The 21,634-nt window shown below is 74.2% G+C and carries 15 protein-coding genes; 7 read left to right on the forward strand and 8 right to left on the reverse strand.

The features are described from left to right. Positions 1-37: 37 nt before the first annotated feature. Both AB0442_RS20315 and soxR read right to left on the reverse strand, forming a co-directional pair. A complete protein-coding gene (locus tag AB0442_RS20315) occupies positions 38-886 on the reverse strand; it encodes an SAM-dependent methyltransferase (RefSeq protein ID WP_366164328.1) in 849 nt (282 codons plus the stop codon). Positions 887-1,015: 129 nt separating this feature from the next. Then, on the reverse strand, positions 1,016-1,495 hold the full coding sequence (gene soxR / locus AB0442_RS20320; RefSeq protein ID WP_366164329.1) for a redox-sensitive transcriptional activator SoxR: 480 nt from the start codon (positions 1,493-1,495) through the stop codon (positions 1,016-1,018). Between the two features lie 56 nt (positions 1,496-1,551). On the opposite strand from soxR, the gene AB0442_RS20325 reads away from it, so the two are divergent. The 3 genes from AB0442_RS20325 to AB0442_RS20335 all read left to right on the forward strand — a co-directional run bounded on the left by AB0442_RS20325 (position 1,552) and on the right by AB0442_RS20335 (position 4,078). Further along, entirely contained in the window at positions 1,552-2,256 is a 705-nt protein-coding gene (locus AB0442_RS20325; protein ID WP_366164330.1) for a transketolase, read from the forward strand. Between the two features lie 67 nt (positions 2,257-2,323). Beyond that, complete coding sequence (locus AB0442_RS20330; RefSeq protein ID WP_366164331.1) at positions 2,324-3,217, forward strand: transketolase C-terminal domain-containing protein; 894 nt, start codon at positions 2,324-2,326, stop codon at positions 3,215-3,217. 42 nt (positions 3,218-3,259) lie between these two features. Beyond that, positions 3,260-4,078 carry an MBL fold metallo-hydrolase gene (locus AB0442_RS20335; RefSeq protein WP_366164332.1) on the forward strand — a complete coding sequence of 273 codons (819 nt, stop codon included), beginning with the start codon at positions 3,260-3,262 and terminating at the stop codon, positions 4,076-4,078. A 74-nt stretch (positions 4,079-4,152) separates the two neighbouring features. Here AB0442_RS20335 and treZ read toward each other — a convergent pair whose 3' ends face one another. The 3 genes from treZ to glgX all read right to left on the reverse strand — a co-directional run bounded on the left by treZ (position 4,153) and on the right by glgX (position 10,461). Beyond that, on the reverse strand, positions 4,153-5,892 hold the full coding sequence (gene treZ, locus AB0442_RS20340) for a malto-oligosyltrehalose trehalohydrolase (RefSeq protein ID WP_366164333.1): 1,740 nt from the start codon (positions 5,890-5,892) through the stop codon (positions 4,153-4,155). Beyond that, positions 5,889-8,261: a malto-oligosyltrehalose synthase gene (gene treY / locus AB0442_RS20345; protein ID WP_366164334.1), complete on the reverse strand. Its 2,373-nt coding sequence runs from the start codon at positions 8,259-8,261 to the stop codon at positions 5,889-5,891. The genes treZ and treY overlap by 4 nt, the downstream gene beginning before the upstream one ends. Positions 8,262-8,346: 85 nt before the next feature. Beyond that, positions 8,347-10,461 (reverse strand): glycogen debranching protein GlgX, encoded by a 2,115-nt coding sequence (glgX, locus tag AB0442_RS20350; protein WP_366164335.1) that lies wholly within the window; start codon positions 10,459-10,461, stop codon positions 8,347-8,349. Between the two features lie 413 nt (positions 10,462-10,874). Here glgX and AB0442_RS20355 point away from each other — a divergent pair, with 413 nt between their 5' ends. The 3 genes from AB0442_RS20355 (at position 10,875) to AB0442_RS20365 (ending at position 14,495) form a co-directional block, all read left to right on the forward strand. Further along, the gene (locus AB0442_RS20355) at positions 10,875-12,134 is read left to right on the forward strand and encodes an SAV2148 family HEPN domain-containing protein (protein ID WP_366164336.1); all 1,260 of its coding nucleotides are present in this window, start codon (positions 10,875-10,877) and stop codon (positions 12,132-12,134) included. 170 nt (positions 12,135-12,304) lie between these two features. Next, a complete protein-coding gene (gene efeB / locus AB0442_RS20360; RefSeq protein WP_366164337.1) occupies positions 12,305-13,549 on the forward strand; it encodes an iron uptake transporter deferrochelatase/peroxidase subunit in 1,245 nt (414 codons plus the stop codon). Positions 13,550-13,766: 217 nt separating this feature from the next. Further along, positions 13,767-14,495: an exonuclease domain-containing protein gene (locus AB0442_RS20365; RefSeq protein ID WP_366164338.1), complete on the forward strand. Its 729-nt coding sequence runs from the start codon at positions 13,767-13,769 to the stop codon at positions 14,493-14,495. Positions 14,496-14,541: 46 nt separating this feature from the next. On the opposite strand, the gene AB0442_RS20370 is transcribed toward AB0442_RS20365, so the two are convergent. From AB0442_RS20370 to AB0442_RS20380, 3 genes are all read right to left on the reverse strand, one after another. Next, the gene (locus AB0442_RS20370; protein ID WP_366164339.1) at positions 14,542-15,513 is read right to left on the reverse strand and encodes a polysaccharide deacetylase family protein; all 972 of its coding nucleotides are present in this window, start codon (positions 15,511-15,513) and stop codon (positions 14,542-14,544) included. Between the two features lie 116 nt (positions 15,514-15,629). Then, the gene (locus AB0442_RS20375) at positions 15,630-16,517 is read right to left on the reverse strand and encodes an aminoglycoside phosphotransferase family protein (RefSeq protein ID WP_366164340.1); all 888 of its coding nucleotides are present in this window, start codon (positions 16,515-16,517) and stop codon (positions 15,630-15,632) included. Between the two features lie 96 nt (positions 16,518-16,613). Further along, positions 16,614-18,845: an MMPL family transporter gene (locus AB0442_RS20380; protein WP_366164368.1), complete on the reverse strand. Its 2,232-nt coding sequence runs from the start codon at positions 18,843-18,845 to the stop codon at positions 16,614-16,616. A 491-nt stretch (positions 18,846-19,336) separates the two neighbouring features. Here AB0442_RS20380 and AB0442_RS20385 point away from each other — a divergent pair, with 491 nt between their 5' ends. Beyond that, positions 19,337-21,580 carry an MMPL family transporter gene (locus AB0442_RS20385; RefSeq protein WP_366164341.1) on the forward strand — a complete coding sequence of 748 codons (2,244 nt, stop codon included), beginning with the start codon at positions 19,337-19,339 and terminating at the stop codon, positions 21,578-21,580. The last annotated feature ends 54 nt before the right edge of the window (positions 21,581-21,634 follow it).

Genomic DNA, 21,634 nt, shown 5'->3' on the forward strand with positions numbered 1-21,634 from the left:
GGTGCGGGCGCCGGCGGGCGGCGGCGGTGCGGGCGGCTCAGGGCTTGCGACCCACGCCCGCCCAGATGCCCACCTCGGCGTCGGTCGCCGAGGGCGCGGTGTCCGGCCGCCACAGCGGGGCCGTCACCAGGCCGGGCTCCAGCAGCTCCAGCCCGTCGAAGAACCTCAGCACCTGCTCCTTGGTGCGCATGCTCAGCTGCGCGGTGGCGTTGCGGTAGATCGCCGGGCCCTTCTCGGCCTCGGACGCCGGCACGAAGTCCCCGGTGCCGTGCGAGAGCGCCAGGTGGCTGCCCGGCGGCAGCGCGTCGACCAGCGTCCGCACGATGCCGTACGGGTCGTCGGCGTCGTCCACGAAGTGCAGCACCGCGAACAGCAGCAGCGCCACCGGCCGCCCCAGGTCCAGCAGCTCGCGCACCTGCGGGTCGGCCAGGATCTTCTCCGGGTCGCGCAGGTCGGCCTGGGTGACGGTCACCGTGCCGCGGCTGGAGCCGGCCAGCAGCGCCCGGCTGTGCACCAGCACGATCGGGTCGTTGTCCACGTACGCCACCCGGGCGTCCGGGTGCACCAGCTGCGCGGTCTGGTGGGTGTTGCCCGCGGTCGGGATGCCGGTGCCGACGTCGAGGAACTGCCGCACCCCGGCCTCGGCCAGGTGGCGCACCGCCCGTTGCAGGAACGCCCGGTTGGCCAGCGCGCTGAGCCGCACCAGCGGACTCAGCGCGAGCACCTTCTCGGCCGCCTCCCGGTCCGCCGGGAAGTTGTCCTTGCCGCCCAGGTAGTAGTCGTACATGCGGGCCGGGTGCGGGACCTCCGGGCGCAGGTCCACCGGTGCGTGCGGTTCGCCGCTGTCGGACATCCAGTCCAGCGGTATGTCCTGATGCTCGGTCATGACCCGTCTCCCCGCAGCCGTTCGACTCTCACCGGGGCAGCATAGACGGGCGGCAGGTGCCTCCAGCGGCCGAACGCCCGATCCGGTCGGGCCGTCGCGGCGGTGGTGCGTACCGGGAGCGACGTGCCGTCAGGCCCCCTCGGCCGCGTCCCGCACCGGGGTGTCGCCCAGCAGGTACCGCGCGCCCGGGCCGGCCGCCGCCGCCCGGTCGTCCGCGTTGTACAGCGCACAGCGCGACAGCGACAGGCAGCCGCAGCCGATGCAGCCGGTCAACTTGCGCTTCAGCAGCTGGAGTTCCTCGATCTGCCGGTCGATCCGCTCGTGCCAGGTGGCAGCCGCCTCGCCCCACTCGACGGTGCTCGGCGCCCGGTCCTCGGGCAGTCGGTCCAGGGCGGTGCGGGCCTCCTCCAGCGAGAGGCCGACCCGCTGCGCCGCCCGGACGAAGGCGACCCGCCGCAGGGTGGCCCGGGCGTAGCGGCGCTGGTTGCCGGCCGTCCGCTCGGCGTGGATCAGCCCCATCCGCTCGTAGTAGCGCAGCGCGGAGGTGGCGAGGCCGCTGCGGGCGGAGAGCTGGCCGATGGTCAGCAGGTCGTGGCGGGTCGGTCCCATGCGGCCGAGGATAGCCGCTTGACCTGAAGTCGACTTCACCTTGCACGCTGGTCGGCATGACCACCGCAACCACGGGCCGGCGGCCGTACGGCTTCGCCGACCTGCCCGCCCTGATGGCCCTGATGACCGGCGACGAGAAGCACGGCCCCGCCGCCACCTCCACCCTGGACGCCCTCTGGGTGCTCTACGACCGCGTGCTGCGGGTCACGTCCGACACCGCCGACGACCCGGCCCGCGACCGCTTCCTGCTCTCCAAGGGCCACGGCCCGATGGCCTACTACGCCGTCCTCACCGCCAAGGGCTTCCTCGACGAGGCCGTCCTGCCGGGCTTCGGCGGCTACCACTCCCCGCTCGGCCACCACCCGGACCGGCTGCTGGTGCCCGGCGCCGAGATCGCCTCCGGCTCGCTCGGCCACGGCCTGCCGCTCGCCGCCGGCACCGCGCTCGGCCTGCGCGCCCAGGGCCTGACCGACCCGGCGGTCTGGGTGCTGGTCGGCGACGCCGAACTGGACGAGGGCAGCAACCACGAGGCGATCGCCTTCGCCGGCGCCGTCGGCCTGGACCGGCTGCACACCGTGGTGATCGACAACTCCTCCGCCACCCACGGCCGGCGCGGCGGCATCGAGGCCCGCTTCGCCGCCGAGGGCTGGTCCACCGCCACCGTGGACGGCCGCGACCACGAGGCCCTGCACGCCGCGTTCACCGCCCCGCACCCCGGCCGCCCGCACGCCGTCGTCGCCCGCGTCGAACCCAAGCACTGAACCCGACAGCCGAACCCGAGAACCCGACCCGAGCCCGGACACCTCCGCCCCGAGAAAGGCCCCTGCCATGGAGACCATGCGCGAGCGCTTCGCCGCCGTCACCACCGAACTCCTCGACCACGACCCGCGGCTCGCCCTGGTGCTCGCCGACATCGGCGCCGACTCCTTCCGCCCGGCGGCCGCCCGCCACCCCGACCGGGTGGTCAACGTCGGCATCCGCGAGCAACTGCAGATCGGCGTCACCGCCGGACTCGCCCTCACCGGACTGCGCCCGATCGCCCACACCTTCGCCAGCTTCCTGATCGAACGGCCCTGGGAGCAGGTCAAGCTCGACCTCGTCCACCAGGGCGTCGGCGCCGTCCTGGTCAGCGCCGCCGGCTCGTACGACTGGCCGGCCGGCGGCCGCACCCACATGGCGCCCGGGGACGTCGCCCTGCTGGACACCCTGCCCGGCTGGACGGTCCACGTGCCCGGCCACCCGGACGAGGCGGAGACCCTGCTGCGGCACGCCGCCGCCGACGGCGACAGCCTCGTCTACCTTCGGCTCTCCGCCCACCGCAACGACACCGCCCGCCCCGTCGAACCCGGGCGGCTGCTGCCCGTCCGGACCGGCCGCCGCGGCACGGTCGTCGCCGTCGGCCCGATGCTCGACGCCGTCCTGGCGGCCACCGAGGGCCTCGACCTCACCGTCCTGTACGCGGCCACCGTCCGTCCCTTCGACGCCGCCGGACTGCGGGCCGCCGCCGGCGACCGGGCCGACGTCGTCCTCGTCGAGCCCTACCTCGCCGGCACCTCCGCGACCGCCGCCCACGACGCCCTCGCCGACCTGCCGCACCGCGTCCTCGGCCTCGGCGTCCCGCGCGAGGAGCACCGCCACTACGGCTCGATCCCCGAGCACCTCGCCGCCCACGGCCTCGACGCGGCCGGCCTGCGCACCCGGATCACCGCCTTCCTCCGCTGACGGGCCAGGACCCTGATAACTTCGCGGGCGAAGGGGGATGCCATGAACACCCAGCACCGCACACCGCTGGACGTCCGCTGGATCCACGGATCGACGTCCTCGAAGCACAACACCGACCCCGACCTGCAGGTCCACCGGGTCGACGAAGCGACCTACATCCTGCGGCAGAACAAGGCCGTCCACTACGAGGCGCCGTTCCTGTACCTGCTGTTCGGCACCGAACGCGCCGTGCTGATCGACACCGGCGCCACGGCCGACCCGGCGCACCTGCCGCTGCGCCGCACCGTCGACGAGCTGATCGAGAGCCGCAGCCCGGGCCTGCCGCTGCTGGTGCTGCACAGCCACGGGCACGGCGACCACACGGCGGGCGACGGCCAGTTCGCCGACCGGCCGGACACCGAGCTGGTGCCGGCCGCCGAGGCGCTCGCCTGGTTCGGCTTCGAGGGCGAGGAGAGCCGGGAGCTGGACCTCGGCGGACGGGTGCTGGAGTGCCTCGCCACGCCGGGCCACCACGCGGCCTCGGTCACCTACCACGACCCGCGGACGGGCTTCCTGCTCACCGGCGACACCGTCTACCCGGGCCGGCTGTACGTCAACGACTGGCCGGCCTTCGTGCGCACCGTCGACCGCCTGGTGGAGTTCACCGCCACCCACGAGGTCACCCACGTACTCGGCTGCCACATCGAGATGACCACCGAACCGGGCACCGACTACCCGCTCGGCTGGACCTTCCAGCCGGACGAGCCCCCGCTGGAGCTCTCCGCCGCCGACCTGCACGAGCTGCAGGCCGCCTGCCGCGAGATCGGCGACCGCCCGGGCCGCCACCCGTACAAGCGCTTCGTCGTCTGCAAGCCGGACTGACGCGACGCTCCGGCCGACACCCTAGGGCTTGTCCGACGATTCGCGTCGCATCGGCGTGCGGCGTCGGACAAGCCCTAGCCGACCCGGACCACCGCCGTGGACTCCGGGGCGAGGTGCACGGAGCCGTCGGACTCGGGCCAGCAGTCGCCGTAGAGGGCCAGGGTCTGCGTGTAGGGCCGGTCCAGGGCGATCCGCTGAGGGGCGTCGGTGCCGAGGTGGACGACCACCCGGAACGGGCCGCGGTGCACGACCAGCCACTGCGCGGCGGCGTCGTGGTCGACCCGGACGGCGCCGAGGTCCGGGTCGGTGAGTTCGGGGTGGTTGCGGCGCAGCCGGATCAGGCGCCGGTACCAGTCGAGCAGGCCGGCGTGCGGCTCCTGGACGCGTTCGGCCCAGGTGAGGGTGGAGCCGAGCACGGTGGAGCGGGCCTGCGGGTCGGGCACGTCCTCGGGCTGCCAGCCGTGCGCGGCGAACTCCCGCCGTCTGCCCTGCCGGACGGCCTCGGCGAGGGCCGGGTCGGTGTGGTCGGTGAAGTACTGCCAGGGGGTGCTCGCCCCCCACTCCTCGCCCATGAACAGCATCGGGGTGAACGGCGAGGTGAGGACCAGCGCCGCACCGGCGGCCAGCCGCCCGGGGGAGAGGGTCGCCGAGAGCCGGTCGCCGGCCGCCCGGTTGCCGATCTGGTCGTGGGTCTGGGCGTAGCCGAGCAGCCGGTGCCCGTACGCGGTGGGGAACGGCCGGCCGTGCGAGCGGCCGCGGAAGGACGACCAGCTGCCGTCGTGGAAGAACCCGCGGGTCAGTGCCTTGGCGCAGGCCGCGTACGGGTCGGCCGCGAAGTCGGCGTAGTAGCCGCCGGACTCGCCGGTCAGCAGGGTGTGCAGGGCGTGGTGGAAGTCGTCGCTCCACTGGGCGGTGAGGCCGAGGCCGCCGGCCTGCCGGGGGGCGGTGGTGCGCGGGTCGTTGAGGTCGGACTCGGCGACCAGGAACAGCGGGCGCCCGGTGGCGTCCGCCAGTTTCTCGACCTCGACGGCGAGTTCCTCCAGGAAGTGCAGCGCCCGGTCGTCGGCGAGGGCGTGCACCGCGTCCAGCCGCAGCCCGTCCATCCGGTAGTCCCGCAGCCAGGCGAGCGCGCTGCCGATCAGGTAGCGCCGCACCTCGTCGGAGCCGGGCGCGTCCAGGTTGACCGCCGAGCCCCACGGCGTGTGGTGCCGGTCGGTGAAGTAGGGCCCGTACACCGGGAGGTAGTTGCCGGACGGGCCGAGGTGGTTGTGCACCACGTCGAGGACCACGCCCAGGCCCTTGCGGTGCGCCGCGTCGACGAAGCGCTTCAGGCCGTCCGGGCCGCCGTACGGCTCGTGCACCGCCCAGAGGGACACCCCGTCGTAGCCCCAGCCGTACCGGCCGGGGAACGGGCAGACCGGCATCAGCTCGACGAAGTCCACGCCCAGGTCGACGAGGTGGTCGAGCCGTTCGGCCGCGGCCTCGAAGGTCCCGGCGGGGGTGAAGGTGCCCACGTGCAGCTCGTACAGCACGCTGCCGGGCAGCGGGCGGCCCCGCCACGGGGTGTCGGACCAGCGGAAGGCGGTGTGGTCGACGGCCCGGCTCAGCCCGTCCGGGCCGTCCGGCTGCCGGGGGGAGCGCGGGTCGGGCAGCGCCCGGCCGCCGTCCAGCCGGAAGCCGTAGTCGCCGCCCGGCGCCTCGCCCTGCCACCAGCCGCTCGTCCCGTCGCCCTCGCGGGCCATCGGGTGCGGCCGTCCGTCGACCTCGACCTCCACCATGTCCGCCTCGGGTGCCCATACGCGGTACGTGGTCAACGGCCCTCCGTGAGCAGTGCGACCGGGTGGCGCTCCAGCAGCCAGGAGACCGGCAGCGGGCCGGCCTCGTAGTGCCGCCCGGTCAGTTCGTCCGTCCAGCGGCCCTCGGGCAGCTCCAGCACGGTGTCGCCCCAGCCGCCGGCCCGCTGCAGGCCGTACGGCAGCCGGGTCACCGCGGTGATCACCCGCGGGCCGCGGAAGAAGGCGAGCAGGTGCGCCGCCGTCCGGCCGGTGGCCTCCAGCGGCCGGTACGGGCCGAGCGGCACGTTGCGCCGCAGGTGCAGGGCGGTGGTGGTGAGGTGGAGCTTCTCGCGGGCGAGGTCCGCGCCGCGGTCGGTCGCCGAGTCGGTCAGCCGCACCGCCAGCGCCCCGAGGTCCACCGGCGCCCGGTTGTCCGGGTCGACCAGCGTGTGCAGCGGCTCCTCGCTGCCCTGGTACAGGTCCGGCACGCCGGGCACGGTCAGGTGCAGCAGCGCCGAGGCGAGGGTGTTGGACCGCGCGTACGGGGCGAGCAACTGCACGAAGCCGGCGATCCGGGGGCAGAGCCCGGCGTTGGCGAGCGCTCCGCGCACGTACGCCGTCAGCAGCCGTTCGAAGGTCTCGTCGGGGGCCGTCCAGGAGGTGCGCAGCTTCGCCTCCCGGGCGGACTTCAGCACCACCTGGACGAGCCGCTCCTCGTCGATCGGCCAGGCCGCGACCAGGGTCTGCCACAGCAGCCAGGCGGTGTTGCGGTCCGGACAGGGCCCGGCGGCGGCCGTCCAGGCCGCGCACTCGGCGGCCCAGGCGTCGGGCAGCTCGGCGAGCACCGCGAGCCGGGCCCGGGCGTCCGCGCTGCGCTTGGTATCGTGGGTGGAGAGCACCGTCATCCCGGTGGGCCAATCCCGCTCCTGGTCGGCGCACCAGCGGTGGAAGGCGCCCGGGCCGAGGCCGGGCCGGCCGGGGTCGCCGCCGACCTCGTTCAGCGAGACCAGCGCGTTCCAGCGGTAGAAGGCGGTGTCCTCCACGCCCTTGGCGGCCACCGCCGAGGTGGTCTGGGCGAACCGGCGGCAGAACTCGTCCTTCTCCGGGCTGCGACCGAGCCGGCCGAGGGCCAGGTCGCGCAGCAGCCGGTCCGCGGTGCCCTCGGCGCCGCCCGCCAGGTGCGCGACGGCCTCCGGCGGGGGCTCCTCGCCGGGCACCACGTACGGCCGGTACACCGGGTGCTCGGTGAGCAGGGCGCACAGGGCGTCCCGCAGCGCGGGCCGCGGGTGGTCGGCGAGCGCGCTGTCGGCGGCGCCGATCCGTCGCACCAGCCTCAGCAGCCGCTCCACCTCGGCCGCGAGCTCGCCGTCCGGGACGGTGAGCTCGGCGCGGCCGCGCAGCGCGGCCTCGGCCGCGGTCGTCCGGTCGGCGACGTCCCGCTGGTAGGCGGCGACCAGCCGCTCGGCACCGGCGTGGTCGGTGAGCACCCCGTCGATCCGGCGCAGCGCGTCGTAGCCGGTGGTGCCGGCGCACGGCCAGTCCGCGGGCAGCCTCTCGTCGCCGATGAGGATCTTCTCCACCACGGTGTACGCCCCGCCGGTGGCCTCGGCGAGCCGCCGCAGGTAGCCGCGCGGGTCGGCGAGGCCGTCGGGGTGGTCCACCCGGAAGCCGTCGAGCACGCCCTCGCCGTGCAGCCGCAGCAGCACCTCGTGGGTGGCCCGGAACACCTCCGGGACCTCGACCCGCACCGCGATCAGGTCGTTGATCGCGAAGAACCGCCGGTAGTTCAGCTCGCTGCTGGCCAGCCGCCACCAGGCCAGCCGGTACCACTGGCGGTCGAGGAGGTCGGGCAGCGGCAGGTGCGCGGTGCCGGGACGCAGCGGGAAGGCGTGGTCGTGGTAGCGCAGCACCTCGCCGTCCACCACCAGCTGGTCCCGTACCGCGCCGATCCGGTCGCCGAGCAGCGGCAGCAGCAGCCGGCCGCGGCCGGGCGCGTCGGAGGGGCCGGGCTGCGCCGTCCAGTCGATGTCGAACCAGGTGGCGTAGCGGGAGTCGGGGCCGTCCCGGAGCACCTGCCAGAGCGGCTGGTTGAGCTGCTCGGGGACGGGCAGCGCCATGTGGTTGGGCACCACGTCGGCGATCAGCCGCAGCCCGTGCCGGTGGGCCTCGTCCGCCAGGGCGCGCAGCGCCGCCTCACCGCCGAGCTGTTCGCTGATCCGGCTGTGGTCGACCGTGTCGTAGCCGTGCGTGGAGCCGGGGACGGCCTCCAGCAGCGGGGACAGGTGCAGGTGGGAGACGCCGAGTGCGGCCAGGTACGGCACGGCGCGGGCGGCGTCGCGCAGGGTGAAGCCCGGCTGGAGCTGGAGCCGGTAACTGGCCGTCGGTGGGTGTGCGGCGGCGGACGTCATGGGGTGATCCCTACCCTGGCCCGGGCGCGGCTATGGCCCGGGTGGCACGAATGGCCCACCCGGGCCGTCCCCCGCGCCCCGGCCGTCACGCGGGTCGCTGCAGCACCATCAGCGAGCGGTCGGTGAGCCAGAGCGAGTCGCCGGCCTTGACCCGGGTGCCCGTCCCGCGGGCGGGCAGCACGGGCTGCGCGGTGTCGACGACCAGCTGCCAGGCCTCGCCGTGCCCGGCCGGGACGGTGAACTCCAGCGGTTCGGAGTGCGCGTTGAACAGCAGCAGGAAGGAGTCGTCGACGATCTTGCCGCCGCGGCGGTCCGGTTCGGAGATGGCGTTGCCGTTGAGGAAGACCGTCAGCGACTTCGCGTAGCTGGTCTTCCAGTCCTGGTCGGTCATCTCCTCGCCGCCGGGGGTGAACCAGGCGATGTCGGTGAGGTCGTCGTGGGTGCCGGAGACCGGCCGGCCGTGGAAGAAGCGGCGGCGGCGGAAGACCGGGTGGTCGCGGCGCAGCCAGATCATGCCCTGGGTGAACTCCAGCAGCTGCGCGGCGGCGCCGCCCTTCGGCCAGTCGACCCAGGTGAGCTCGTTGTCCTGGCAGTAGGCGTTGTTGTTGCCCTGCTGGGTGCGGCCGAACTCGTCGCCGTGCGCGAGCATCGGCACGCCCTGGGAGAGCATCAGGGTGGCGATGAAGTTGCGCTGCTGGCGGGCTCTGAGCTCCAGCACCGCCTCGTCCTCCGTCTCGCCCTCGGCGCCGCAGTTCCACGAGCGGTTGTGCGACTCGCCGTCCCGGTTGCCCTCGTGGTTGGCCTCGTTGTGCTTCTCGTTGTAGGAGACCAGGTCGCGCAGGGTGAAGCCGTCGTGGCAGGTGACGAAGTTGATCGAGGCGATCGGCCGGCGGCCGTCGTCCTGGTAGAGGTCGGAGGAGCCCGTCAGCCGGGAGCCGAACTCGGCCAGGGCGGCGTTCTCGCCGCGCCACAGGTCGCGGACGGTGTCCCGGTACATGCCGTTCCACTCCGTCCACAGCGGCGGGAAGTTGCCGACCTGGTAGCCGCCCTCGCCCAGGTCCCACGGCTCGGCGATCAGCTTGGCCTGCGAGACCACCGGGTCCTGCTGGACGAGGTCGAAGAACGAGGACAGCCGGTCGACCTCGTGGAACTGCCGGGCCAGCGTCGCCGCGAGGTCGAAGCGGAAGCCGTCCACGTGCATCTCGGTGACCCAGTACCGCAGCGAATCCATGATCATCTGGAGGACGTGCGGACTGCGCATCAGCAGGCTGTTGCCGGTGCCGGTGGTGTCCTCGTAGAACCGGCGGTCCTTCGCCAGCCGGTAGTACGAGGCGTTGTCCAGGCCGCGGAAGGAGAGCGTCGGGCCCAGGTGGTTGCCCTCCGCGGTGTGGTTGTAGACCACGTCGAGGATCACCTCGATCCCCGCCGCGTGCAGCGCCTTCACCATCGACTTGAACTCCTGCACCTGCTGCCCGCGGTCCCCCGTCGAGGAGTACGAGGCGTGCGGCGCGAAGAAGCCGATGGTGTTGTAGCCCCAGTAGTTCGACAGCCCCAGGTCCCGCAGCCGGTGGTCCCGGACGAACTGGTGCACCGGCATCAGCTCGATCGCGGTGACGCCCAGCTTCGCCAGGTGCTCGATCAGCGCCGGGTGCGCCAGCGCCGCGTAGGTGCCGCGGATCTCCTCCGGGATCTCCGGGTGCAGCCGGGTCAGCCCCTTCACGTGGGCCTCGTACAGCACCGTGCGGTGGTAGTCGGTGCGCGGCGGCCGGTCGGTGCCCCAGTCGAAGTAGGGGTTGATCACCACCGAGTGCATGGTGTGCGGCGCCGAGTCCAGGTCGTTGCGGCGCTCCGGCGCGCCGAAGTGGTAGCCGTAGACCGACTCGTCCCAGTCGATGTCCCCGCTCATCGCCTTGGCGTACGGGTCCAGCAGCAGCTTGGCGCTGTTGTGCCGCTGCCCCAGCCCCGGGTTGTACGGGCCGTGCACCCGGAAGCCGTACCGCCGGCCCGGCTGGACCCCCGGCAGGTAGGCGTGCCGCACGAAGGCGTCCGTCTCCCGCAACTCGATCGCCGTCTCCGAGCCGTCCTCCTCCAGCAGGCACAGCTCGATCCGGTCGGCGCTCTCCGAGAACACCGCGAAGTTGGTTCCGGCCCCGTCGTACGTGGCGCCGAGCGGGTAGGGCTGCCCTGGCCAGACCTGCATGAGGGACCTCAACTTCCTTGCTCCGTGGGGGAACTGGCGCTCCCTCGGATCTGCCCGGGGACGGGCCCCGGCATGTGCGGACCGCCCTCGGCGTGACGCACGGCACACGTGCGGCACATGTCGCATACTCCCCAACCCCCGCCCGCCGACCGAACCCATTCACCTGTTGTTCGCCCGAACGGGTGTCCGTGGCGCGAAAACCCGGCGCTCGGGCCACCGCCCGCCCTCCCCTCGAATTGTTGTGCCGTCAACAGGCTGCGTCCCGCCCTGGGCGCGCAGTACCCTTGATCGTCCGGCGGCGCGCACCGCCGGCCCATGCGGAGACAGGCTCTGTCAAGGCCGCCATGGTGGAGACGCTGTCAGTGGACGGTCCGGCGCTCGCGACGAGCGGCGGCCGAGAGGTGAGGTAGCGCATGGGGTTCCCCGCCGACGGCCGGGGCGACGGCCTCGACGGGCCGGAGCCGGGCCGCAGCGAGGCGCCGACCGTCGTCATCCGCTCCAGCCCTCCCGGCCGGCCCGCCGGACCGGCCTCCGGCGACGGCACCCCGCTCGGCTGGACCGCCCTCGAATGGGAGCACGCCTACCGCCGCGTCCGCCTCACCGGCCGCGCCTACGTCTGGCTCAACCTGGTCGAACAGCGCCTGCGCGCCCTCGTCGACGAGGCGCTGCGCCCCGTCTACGCCCCCGCCCACGGCGAGGACTGGGTCACCGCCGCCGCCGGACCGGTCGGCGAGGAGTGGGTGCTGCGGGCCGGCGCCGTCCGCGAGGTCAGCCGCCGCAAGGGCTACCTGCTCGACCCGGCCGACGACGACCCGCTGGTCTTCCTCACCCTGCCGCAGCTGCGCGAACTCATGGTCCAGCACTGGCCCTGCTTCGAGCCGTACGTCCTCGACCGCCGCGAGGTCGAACTCGCCCTCGACGAACTCGAGGTGGCCCGGCACGTCGTCTCCCGCAACCGCAGCCTCTCGCAGACCGTCCTCGACCAGACCGAGCGGGCCGCCGCCCGGCTGCTCAGCCTGCTCGACGGCGGCGCGGGCGGCGTCCCCGCCGACGTCGTCGAGGAACTCGTCGCCGGCCGCTACGCCGACGTCGTCGCCGTGCACGCCGACCGGGTCCGCCTGCAGCGCGAACTCCCCGTCGAGGACCTGCTCGACGGCGCCCGCCGGCTCGACGCCGTCGGCATCGGCCTCGGCATGCTCTGCCAGAACTACACCGGCAAGCGCCTGGTGCGGCTGGCCGGCGAGGGCTGCCGGGTCCGCCTGCTCTTCCTCAACCCGGCCAGCAGCGCGGTACGGCGACGCGAGCGCGAACTCGGCCTCGGCCGGGGCGAACTCGGGCGCTCCGTCGAGATGAACATCATGCACGTGCGGCGGGTCCGGGCCCGGCTGCGGGACCCGGGCGGCTTCGAGATCCGGGTCTTCGACGAGATGCCCCGCTTCACCGCCTACCTGGTCGAGGGCCCCCGGGTGAGCGGCCAGACCGGCGGCCGCCGCCGCTCCGGCGACGTCGGCATCGTCCAGCCCTACCTGCGGCGCGCCCGCGGCATCGAGTCGCCCGCCATCGTGCTGCGCGGCGGCGCGGGCCAGGAGCCCGGCGGCACCGAGCCGGGGCTGCTGGAGGTCTACCGCGAGGAGTTCGAGGGCAGCTGGGCCGACTCCCGCGCGGTGTCCTGACGGCCCGCCGCCGGCGGCGGGCCGACCCGTCGGTGCGGCCGGTCGGCGGATCGGGGGGATCGTCCGGGGTGCGGGCCGGGGCGGTGCACCGCAGCGTTGGAGCGTGTGCGAAGCGGCCGTGACGGCCGGCTGCCGCGCTCCCCCCACCGCAGTTCGATTCCGGAGCCCCGATGACCGAGCCCACCGCTGCCGCCCCCGCCCGCCGCAGCTTCGTCAAGGCCACCCTCGCCGCCGGCGCCGCCGTCGCCGCCGGACCGGTCCTCACCGGCGGGCCCGCCGCCGCCGCGGCAGCCACGGCAACCGTGGAACGTGACGCCGTCCCCTTCCACGGCCCGCACCAGGCCGGCGTCACCACGCCCGCCCAGCGCTTCGCCGCCTTCCTCGCCGCCGAGGTCACCGTCCCCGACCGGCCGGCCCTGGAGCAGCTGATGCGCTCGCTGACCGACCGCATCCGCTTCCTGACCGCAGGCGGCACCCCCTCGCCGGCCGCCGCCGGCGAGCCGCCGTCCGACACCTGCCTGCTGGGCACGGAGGTCCCCGCCGACGGACTGACCGTCACCGTCGGCGTCGGCGCCTCGCTCTTCGACGCCCGGTTCGGCCTCGCGGCCGCCCGCCCGCTGCGCCTGACCCCGATGCCGGCCTTCCCCGGCGACGACCTCGGCCCGGAGCTGCACGGCGACCTGTCGCTGCAGATCTGCGCCGACAACCGGGACACCGTGCTGCACGCCCTGCGCGACCTGACCCGGCACACCCGCGGCGCGCTGCGCCCGCTCTGGCGGATCGACGGGTTCCAGAACCCGGCCCGGCCGGACGGCGCGCAGCGCAACCTGCAGGGCTTCAAGGACGGCATCGCCAACCCCGACACCGGTTCGGACCGGGTGATGGACAGCCTGGTCTGGGTCGCCGCGGACGGCGGCGAACCGGCCTGGGCGGCGGGCGGCACCTACCAGGTGCTGCGGATCATCCGGATGCGGGTCGAACCCTGGGACGCCCTGCCGGTGGCCGACCAGGAGCGGATCGTCGGCCGGCACCGGGACAGCGGCGCGCCGCTCGGCGGCACCGCCGAGCAGGACGGCCCGGCGTACGGCAAGGACCCGTCCGGTGCGGTGATCGCCCTCGACGCGCACATCCGGCTCGCCAACCCGCGCACCGCCGCCACCGCCGACTCGCGGATCCTGCGCCGCGGCTACAACTACGACCGCGGCGTCGACGGGGCCGGCGACCTCGACATGGGGCTGGTGTTCTGCTGCTACCAGCAGGACGTCGCCCGGCAGTTCGAGGCCGTGCAGCAGCGGCTGAACGGCGAGCCGCTGGCCGCCTTCCTCGCGCCCACCGGCGGCGGCTACTTCTTCGTGCTGCCCGGCGTGCCGGACGAGAGCGGCTGGCTCGGCAGCGGCCTGCTCGGCACCGCCTGACGCACCGCCCGACCCGTCCGCCGGAGCCCCGCCGGGCCGCCTCGCCGCACCCCCCCGACGGCCCCGCCGGACGACCCGACCGGCGGGGCTGTCACTGGTGCGGGCGATGATGGTCCCCGTCACGGCAGGAGCGACGGAAGGAGCGCCGGATGACGACCCGGAGGGGGACGCCGACCGCACCCGCCCACCACGGCCACCGCACGGCCGGGGGCCCGCGATGAGCTGGCTGGCCGCCGGCCTGCTGGCCTTCGACCTGGAGACCACCGGCACCGACATCGAGAACGACCGGATCGTCACCGCCGCCCTCGTCCGGCTGGAGCCGGACGGCACCGTCTCGCGGGAGCAGCACTGGCTGGTCGACCCGGGCATACCGATCCCGGCCCAGGCCACCGCGATCCACGGCATCGGCACCGCGCAGGCGCGGGAGCGCGGGGTGGCCGCGGCCGGCGCCGTCGAGGAGATCACCCGGGCCATAGCGGAGGCCCTCGGCTCCGGCACCCCGCTGGTCATCATGAACGCGCGCTACGACCTGTCGCTGCTCGACCGCGAGTGCCGCCGACACGGCGTCAGCCCGCTCTCCGCGCGGCTCGGCGGCACGCCCGCGCCGGTCATCGACCCGCTGGTGCTCGACAAGCACGCCGACCGCTACCGCCGCGGCAAGCGCAACCTGCAGGCGCTCTGCGAGCACTACGGGGTGGTGCTGGACGGCGCGCACCAGGCCGGGGCCGACGCGGTGGCCGCGGCCCGGGTGGCCCGCCGGCTCGGCGAGGCCTTCCCCGCGGTCGGCGGCGTCACGCCGGCCGATCTGCACGCCCTCCAGGTGCGGGCCGCCGCGGAGCAGGCCGCCTCGTTCCAGCGGTACCTGCGCCGCACCTCGGACCCGCAGGCCAGGATCGAGCCGGCCTGGCCCGTGGTGCCCTGGCCCGCCGCGGCCGCGGCGGGCTGACGGCGGCGGGCTCGCCGCGGCCCGGTCCGTCCGTCCCGGCCCCGGATCAGCCGCCGGCCGGGAAGTCGAAGGTGTAGCCCTGCGCGACCAGCCAGGGCAGGAGCTGGCGCAGCGCCTCGATCGTCTGGCTGCGGTCGCCGCCGCCGTCGTGCATCAGCACCACCCCGCCGGGGCGCAGGTGCTGCTGGACGTTGGCGACGATCGCGGGGACACCGGGCCTGGCCCAGTCCCGCGGGTCGACCGACCAGCCGAGCGAGCGCATGCCGTGGTCGGCCGCGATCTGCTCGTTCTCGGCGGTGAAGTCGCCGCCGGGGGCCCGGAACCACGGCACCTCGGCGCCCGGACCGGCGGCCCGCAGGATGGTCTGCTCGGCGTCGGCGATCTCGTGCACCTGCTGGTCGTGGCTGAGGCCGTGCAGCGGCTGCGGGTGGTCGACGGTGTGGTCGCACAGCCGGTGACCCCCGGCGAGGACCATGCGCACGGCCGCCGGGTCGCGGTCGACCTCGTTGCCGACCATGCAGAAGGTCGCCTTGGCGTGGTACTGCGCCAGCAGGTCGAGGATCGGACGGGTGGCCGGGCCCGGGCCGTCGTCGAAGGTGAGCGCCACGGTGCGGCCGCCGCTCGCGGTGGACCGCAGCACCAGGTGGCTGCGGGTCGGGCTGCCGCTCGGCGTGTGGCCGGACGGGCTCGCGGAGGCGCTCGGCGCGGAGGGGGCCGCGCTGCCGCTGCCGGGCGCGGCGGTGGTCGGCGCCGCGGTGGTGGCGGAGGCGCTCGCCGAGGGCGGCGCGGAGCGCTGCGCCGGGACGGTCGGGGTGGCGGGGCTCGCGGTGGCGGACGGCGAGCCGCTGGTGGCGGCGGTGTCGCGCGGGGTGACGGCGGCGGCGGTGGTGCGCGCTCCGTCGGCGCTCGCGGTGCGTGCATGGGTGGCCGAACCGCAGGCGGCGATCACGGTGGGGGCGAGCAGCGCGGCGAGGCCGAGGCCGAGGGTGCGACGGGATCGGGGGCTGGGCATCCGCATGGTGACGACTCCTGACGTCGTACCGGCCACCCCGGGTGGGGGCGTGTGCCGGGGACGACGTCAGGCGCGGACCGCCGGTTCCGTCGTCGTGTACGAACGGACCCGGTTGTCGGGTCTCAGAACGGATACCAGCGTACGGAGGCCGACCCGTTGCGCAAGGAGTCCACCCGGCGGCGGAACTCGGCCGCCGCGGCTCGGTTGCCGGGGACGTGCTGGGCGACCCAGGAGGCGCTCGCCGTCTCCCGCGCACCGCGCAGCACTGCGAATCCGTCCCAGTCCCGGACGTCCCAGCCGTAGGCCGCGGTGAAGGCCCGGTACTCCTCCTCCGGGACCCCGTACCGGTCCTGACTGAGCGCCAGGACGACGAGGTCGTGCTCGCGCAGGTCGTGGCCGGCGTTCTCCAGGTCGAGCAGGACGGGCCCGTCGGGGCCGACGTGGACGTTGCGGGGGAGGGCGTCGCCGTGCACCGGGCCGGGGGTGAGGTGGGGGGTGAGCGCGGCCGCGGCCGTGACGAAGCTCTCCTTCCGGGCGCGCAGGAAGGCGGTGTCGGCCGGGTCGACGTGACCGGCCGCGGCGGCGAGCCATCCGTCGACCGGGGCGAGCAGGTCGCGCGGGCCGAGCGGCAGGCCCTCGGGGGCGGGCAGTGCGTGCAGGGCGCGCAGCAGCGGCGCGAGGTCGGCCGTCCGCGCCGGGCGGACGGGGGCGGGCAGCCGGTGCCAGAAGGTCACCGGGTGTCCGCCGGCGGTCACGGGCTCGGGGTGCCGGGGCCGGACGACCGGGATGCCGGCGGCGTCCAGCCAGGCGGCGACGGCCAGTTCGCGGGCGGCCCGGGGGAGCAGCGCGGGGCTGCGGCCGACCTTGGCGACGAGCGCGGGGGAGCCGAGGTCGAACACGGCGTTCTCGCCGAGGGCGAGCAGCCGGGCGCCGTCCGGTGCGGGCAGTCCGGCGGTGCGGCAGGCGCCGGCCAGCAGGGTACGGGCGCGGGCTTCGTCGAAGGCGGTCACGGCGGGCTCCTCGGTGCGGTCCGGACCATCCTGGCGCACGGCGGCCGGGCCCCGCGTGCTGCGGGGCCCGGCCGTGGGGCGGTGGTGCTCCGGCGGTCAGACCCGGGCGCCGCCGGCGGACTGGCCGTCCGGCAGGTGCAGGCCGGCCGGGGCGGGGGCGGCCGGGGTGACCGGCGGGAAGGACTCGCCGTGCGAGAGGTTCGGCAGCCAGTTCAGCCAGCGCGGCAGGTACCAGTTGCGCTCGCCGAGCAGGCTCATCACGGCGGGCAGCAGCACCGCGCGGATCACGGTGGCGTCGATCAGCACCGCGACGGCGAGGCCGGCGCCCATCTGCTTCATCGACTGCATGGACAGCGTGCCGAAGACCGCGAACACCCCGACCATGATCACTGCGGCGCTGGTGACCACGCCGGCGGTGGAGCGGATGCCGTAGGAGACGGCGGCCCGGGTGGCCAGGCCCCGGTCGTGCGCCTCCTTGATCCGGGAGACCACGAACACGTGGTAGTCCATGCTCAGGCCGAAGAGGATCACGAACAGGAACAGCGGCACCCAGGACTCCACCGCGCCGACCCCGGCGGTGCCGAACAGCGAGGCGCCGACGCCGTGCTGGAAGACCAGGGCGAGCACGCCGTACGCGGCGCCGACCGAGAGCAGGTTGAGCACCACCGCGGTGAGCGCGATGCCGAGCGAGCGGAACGAGCAGAGCATCAGCAGGAAGGCGAAGGCGACGACGAAGCCGAAGACCGGGAGCATCGAGCGGGACATCTGCTCGTTGAAGTCGTGCGAGCCCGCGGTGCTGCCCGTGACCGGGGCCTCGGTTCCGGGCACTTTGAGCACCGTGTTCGCCACCACGTCGCCCCGCAGCGCCTCCAGGGCCTCGGTGCTGGCGGTGTCGTTGCCGGTGCCGACGAGCGGGATGTCGACCAGGGCGACGTTCTGCGCGCCGTGCACCGTCACCTGGATCGGCTCGTGCATCTTGCCGGTGGCCAGCGCCCGGGTCCTGAGGTCGGCGAGGGCCTGCTTCATCTCGGGGGAGTCGACGGCGCGGGCCTTGACGACGACCGTGGCGGGGGCGGGGCTGCCGGGGAAGGCCTTCTCGATCCGCTGCGAGGTGGAGACCAGGGCGTTGCCCTCGGGCAGCTGCTGCTGGAAGGTCAGGTTGGCGGTGTGCATGGTGAGCAGCGGCGCGGCGAGGCCGAGCAGCAGGCCGCCGGCGAGGACGGTGGCGGCGAGCGGCCGGTTCAGCACCGGGGTGAGCAGGGCGTTCCAGACCCGGCCGCCGGCTGCGGCGTCGCTGCGGCGGAGCTTGTGCAGCAGCGGGAGGCGGCCCTTGTCGACCCGGTCGCCGAGCATCGACAGCAGCGCGGGCAGCACGGTGAGCGAGCCGAGCACGGCGGTGATCACCACGACGATGGTGGCGAAGGACATCGCCTGGAAGTCGGCGATGCCGGTGAGGAAGAGGCCGGCCATGGCGACGACCACGGTCACGCCCGAGACCAGCACGGCCCGGCCGGAGGTGGCGGCGGCGACCTGGAGCGCGGTGGCGGCGTCGCGTCCGGCGGCCCGCTCCTCGCGCTCGCGGCGCAGGTAGAACAGGCAGTAGTCGACGCCGACGGCGAGGCCGACGAGCAGCATCACCGAGCTGGCGTCGTCACTGGTGTGCAGCAGGCCGCTGGAGAGGGCGACCAGGCCGCCGGCGGCGATGAAGGCGGTGAGCGCGAGGACGACCGGCAGCACGGCGGCCACCAGGGCGCCGAAGGCGATCAGCAGGATGCCCAGCGCCAGCGGGACGGCCGTCCACTCGGCGCGCTGGAAGTCGTTCGAGAACTGGTCCTGGAACCACTTGCCGGAGCTGGCCTCGCCGAACTCCTCGACGGTGAGGTCCTTGTGCTTCGCCTGCACCCCGGCGACCGCGTCCAGCACGGCCGGCACGTTCTCGAGGGCCTTCTCGCGGTCCTCCCCGGCCACGGTGAACTGCAGCAGCGCGGAGTGCCGGTCGGCCGAGACGGCGCCGGTCCCGTACGGGCTGCGCAGGTCGGCGGCCTTGCCGGTGGCCCGCACCGCGGCGGCGGCCTCGTCGACGACGGCGCGGAAGGCCGGGTCGTCGGCGGTCAGCGCGGCGCTCTGGACGAGCACGGTCTCGCCGGCCGGGGTCTTGATGCCGGCCTCGTCGAGGATCTTCGCGGCGCGGGCGACCTCGCCCGGCATCATCTCGGAGTCGGTGACCTTGGTGCTGCCGTGGAGGCCGCCGAGGAAGGCGGCCAGGACGACGAACAGGAGCCAGCCGAACACCGCCGTCTTGCGGTGTCCGGCGCTCCACGCGCCCATGGCGGCGGCGAGGCCGAGCTTGGGTGTCACGGGTCCCCCAGGGAGAGCGGCGGGTGCGGTCCGCCGGAGCTTGGTGCCGGTGTTCCCGGCTGCTGGAACGACCCTAGGAAGCGGGGAGTTGACGGAGTATCCGGCTGGCGGGTGAGTCGACCCTGGGCCTGCCCGGAGGGCCGGGGTGGGGTTTTCCCCACCCCGCGCTCCTCCTCGGGGTCGGTCTTCGGCTCCACCCTGAGGGGGAGGCGGATCCGCCCGGAGCAGGAGGTGCACGGCGCGGGCGCAGGTCAGGATGGTCCGGGGAGGCAGCCGGTACCCCCTAGGGGTGCCCGTCGCGGGCGGGGTTACCTGCCGACCGGCTAGTGGCATCGCATAGGATGCCTCCACACGTACTTGCCTGCCGACCGGCTAGGGATTCCTCCCGGGCCGGTCCTGCCGTTGCCCGGTTTCCGTCCCCCGAGGGCTGCGGTGAACCATGCCCAGGAGGCATCACGAGCATGTTCCACCGAATCGGAGACTTCGTCGTCAGGCGGGCCTGGTGGGTGATCGGAGCGTGGCTGATCGCGGCCGTCGCGATCATCTCCACCGCTCCGACGATCACCGCGCAGACCGACGAGAGCAAATTCCTCCCGAAGCACTACGAGTCGGTCCAGGCCGGCAAGCTCCAGTCCGAGGCGTTCCCGGCGAACTTCTCGCCCGGCGCCTACGCGGTGTTCGAGCGGAAGGACGGCGGCAAGCTGACCGAGGCCGACAAGGCCACCGCCGAGAAGACCGTCAAGGGCCTCGGTGCCAAGCACATCACGTCGGTGGAGACCGTCCTGCCGGTCGGCAAGTCCTACTCGAAGGACGGCACCTTCGGCATGTCGATGATCGCCATCGACAAGAAGGTCCTGCAGAAGCCGGAGGCCGCGGACGCGGCCAAGGCGCTGCGTGAGGCGGGCGCCGAACTGACGGCCGACACCCCGGTCAAGATGCTGCTCGGCGGCCCCGCCGCCAGCATCCTCGACCAGCAGGACTCCTCCAAGCTCGCCGAGGCCCTGATCGGTGTCGGCACCTTCGTGATCATCCTGCTCACGCTCTGGCTGATCTTCCGCAGCCTGACCGTCGCGCTGCTGCCCATCCTGTCGATCATCGTCTACTCGATGGTGGCCAACGGTCTGATCGGCTACGCGGGGAAGCTGTTCGGCCTGAAGGCGGACAACTCGATGTCCGCCATCCTCATCGTGGTGCTCTTCGGCGTCGGCACCGACTACTTCCTGTTCCTGATGTTCCGCTACCGCGAGCGGCTGCGGGCCGGGGACGAGCGCAAGGAGGCCGTGGTCAACGCCGTCGGCCGGGTCGGTGAGGCGATCGCCTCCGCCGCCGGCGCCGTCGTTGTCGCCTTCGCCGTCCTGGTGCTCTCCAGCCTGGGCATGTTCACCGCGCTGGGCCCGTCCCTGGCCATCGCCGTGGCGGTCACCGCCCTCGCCTCGATCACCCTCGTCCCGGCCGTGCTCTCGGTCGTCCCCGAGCGGGTGCTCTTCCGCCGGGTCGTCGAGTGGCTCCGCTGGGACGGCCGCCACCTGGCCTGGCTGGTCCGCGGCGCCCGCGCCCCGCGCCCGGTCGGCGACTTCCCCGAGCACTGGATGCGCCAGTCCAAGGGCACCCGCTTCGCCGCGCTCGGCGGCGGCGTGCAGCGCCGGCCGGCGGTCGCCGCACTGGCGTCCGGTCTGGTGCTGGTCGCCCTGACCGTTGCCGCGCTCGGCTACAAGGGCACCTTCGACCTCACCAGCGGCTCGATGCCGAAGACCAAGGAGTCGATGGTCGTCCAGGACCGGATGATGAAGGCCTTCTCGGCCGGCGCCGCCGACCCGAGCCACGTCTACCTGGCCTCCACCAACGGTGCCAAGCTCGACGCCGCCGGCCTGGACACCTACCGCGCCGCGCTCGCCGGAACCCCCGGTGTCGCCGCGGTGCCCGCAGACAGGACGAGCCTTAGCAAGGACGGGCTCACCGCCGACATCACGGTGGTCCTCAAGGACGCTCCCGCGACCAACAAGGCCATCGACACCATGGGCAGCCTGCGCGAGACCGCCCACGGCTCCGCCCCGAGCGGCACCAAGGTGCTGGTCGGCGGCCAGACGTCGGTCCTCAAGGACATCAACACCGCGATGGCCCACGACTACAAGTTGGTCTTCCCGGTCGCCGCGCTGCTCATCCTGCTCATCCTGGCGTTCCAGCTCCGCAGCCTGGTCGCGCCCTGGTACCTGATGGCCTCGGTCGGCCTCGGCTTCGGCGCCACCCTCGGCGCCACCTCGCTGATCTTCCAGAGGATCGGCGGCGAGCCGGGCCTGATGTTCATGCTGCCGATCTTCATCTACCTGTTCGTGGTCGCGATCGGCACCGACTACAACATCCTGATGATCGCCCGCCTCCGCGAGGAGGTGAAGGAGGGCCGCAGCCCCCGCGAGGCCGCCGGCCAGGCGGTCGAGCACGCCGGCCCGACCGTCGCCGCGGCGGGCTTCATCCTGGCGGCCACCTTCGGCACCATGCTGCTGGCCGGGAACTCGCTCTTCAGCCAGATGGGCTTCTCGATCGCCTTCGGCATCATCATCTCGGCCTTCGTGATGGCGATGTTCTTCACCCCGGCGATCACCGCGCTGCTGGGCCGCGCGGCCTGGTGGCCCGGCCACCAGGACGCCGCCGACCGGGACGGCCCCACCGTCCCCGAGGCGGAGCCGCAGCCGGCCGGCCGGATCTGATCGCACGGTCCGCACGGACCCGCGGGCGGGGCGCACGATCGGCTGTGCGTGCCC

This window comes from Kitasatospora sp. NPDC085895 (assembly GCF_040702125.1).
GTDB classification, from domain to species: Bacteria; Actinomycetota; Actinomycetes; order Streptomycetales; family Streptomycetaceae; genus Kitasatospora; species Kitasatospora arboriphila.

Bases quoted from the DNA above. Each gene is read 5' to 3' on its own strand.
- AB0442_RS20315 (WP_366164328.1), bottom strand. From the start codon at position 886: ATGACCGAGCATCAGGACATACCGCTGGACTGGATGTCCGACAGCGGC.
- soxR (WP_366164329.1), bottom strand. From the start codon at position 1,495: ATGGGACCGACCCGCCACGACCTGCTGACCATCGGCCAGCTCTCCGCC.
- AB0442_RS20325 (WP_366164330.1), top strand. From the start codon at position 1,552: ATGACCACCGCAACCACGGGCCGGCGGCCGTACGGCTTCGCCGACCTG.
- AB0442_RS20330 (WP_366164331.1), top strand. From the start codon at position 2,324: ATGGAGACCATGCGCGAGCGCTTCGCCGCCGTCACCACCGAACTCCTC.
- AB0442_RS20335 (WP_366164332.1), top strand. From the start codon at position 3,260: ATGAACACCCAGCACCGCACACCGCTGGACGTCCGCTGGATCCACGGA.
- treY (WP_366164334.1), bottom strand. From the start codon at position 8,261: ATGACGTCCGCCGCCGCACACCCACCGACGGCCAGTTACCGGCTCCAG.
- glgX (WP_366164335.1), bottom strand. From the start codon at position 10,461: ATGCAGGTCTGGCCAGGGCAGCCCTACCCGCTCGGCGCCACGTACGAC.
- AB0442_RS20355 (WP_366164336.1), top strand. From the start codon at position 10,875: ATGGGGTTCCCCGCCGACGGCCGGGGCGACGGCCTCGACGGGCCGGAG.
- efeB (WP_366164337.1), top strand. From the start codon at position 12,305: ATGACCGAGCCCACCGCTGCCGCCCCCGCCCGCCGCAGCTTCGTCAAG.
- AB0442_RS20365 (WP_366164338.1), top strand. From the start codon at position 13,767: ATGAGCTGGCTGGCCGCCGGCCTGCTGGCCTTCGACCTGGAGACCACC.
- AB0442_RS20370 (WP_366164339.1), bottom strand. From the start codon at position 15,513: ATGCGGATGCCCAGCCCCCGATCCCGTCGCACCCTCGGCCTCGGCCTC.
- AB0442_RS20380 (WP_366164368.1), bottom strand. From the start codon at position 18,845: ATGGGCGCGTGGAGCGCCGGACACCGCAAGACGGCGGTGTTCGGCTGG.
- AB0442_RS20385 (WP_366164341.1), top strand. From the start codon at position 19,337: ATGTTCCACCGAATCGGAGACTTCGTCGTCAGGCGGGCCTGGTGGGTG.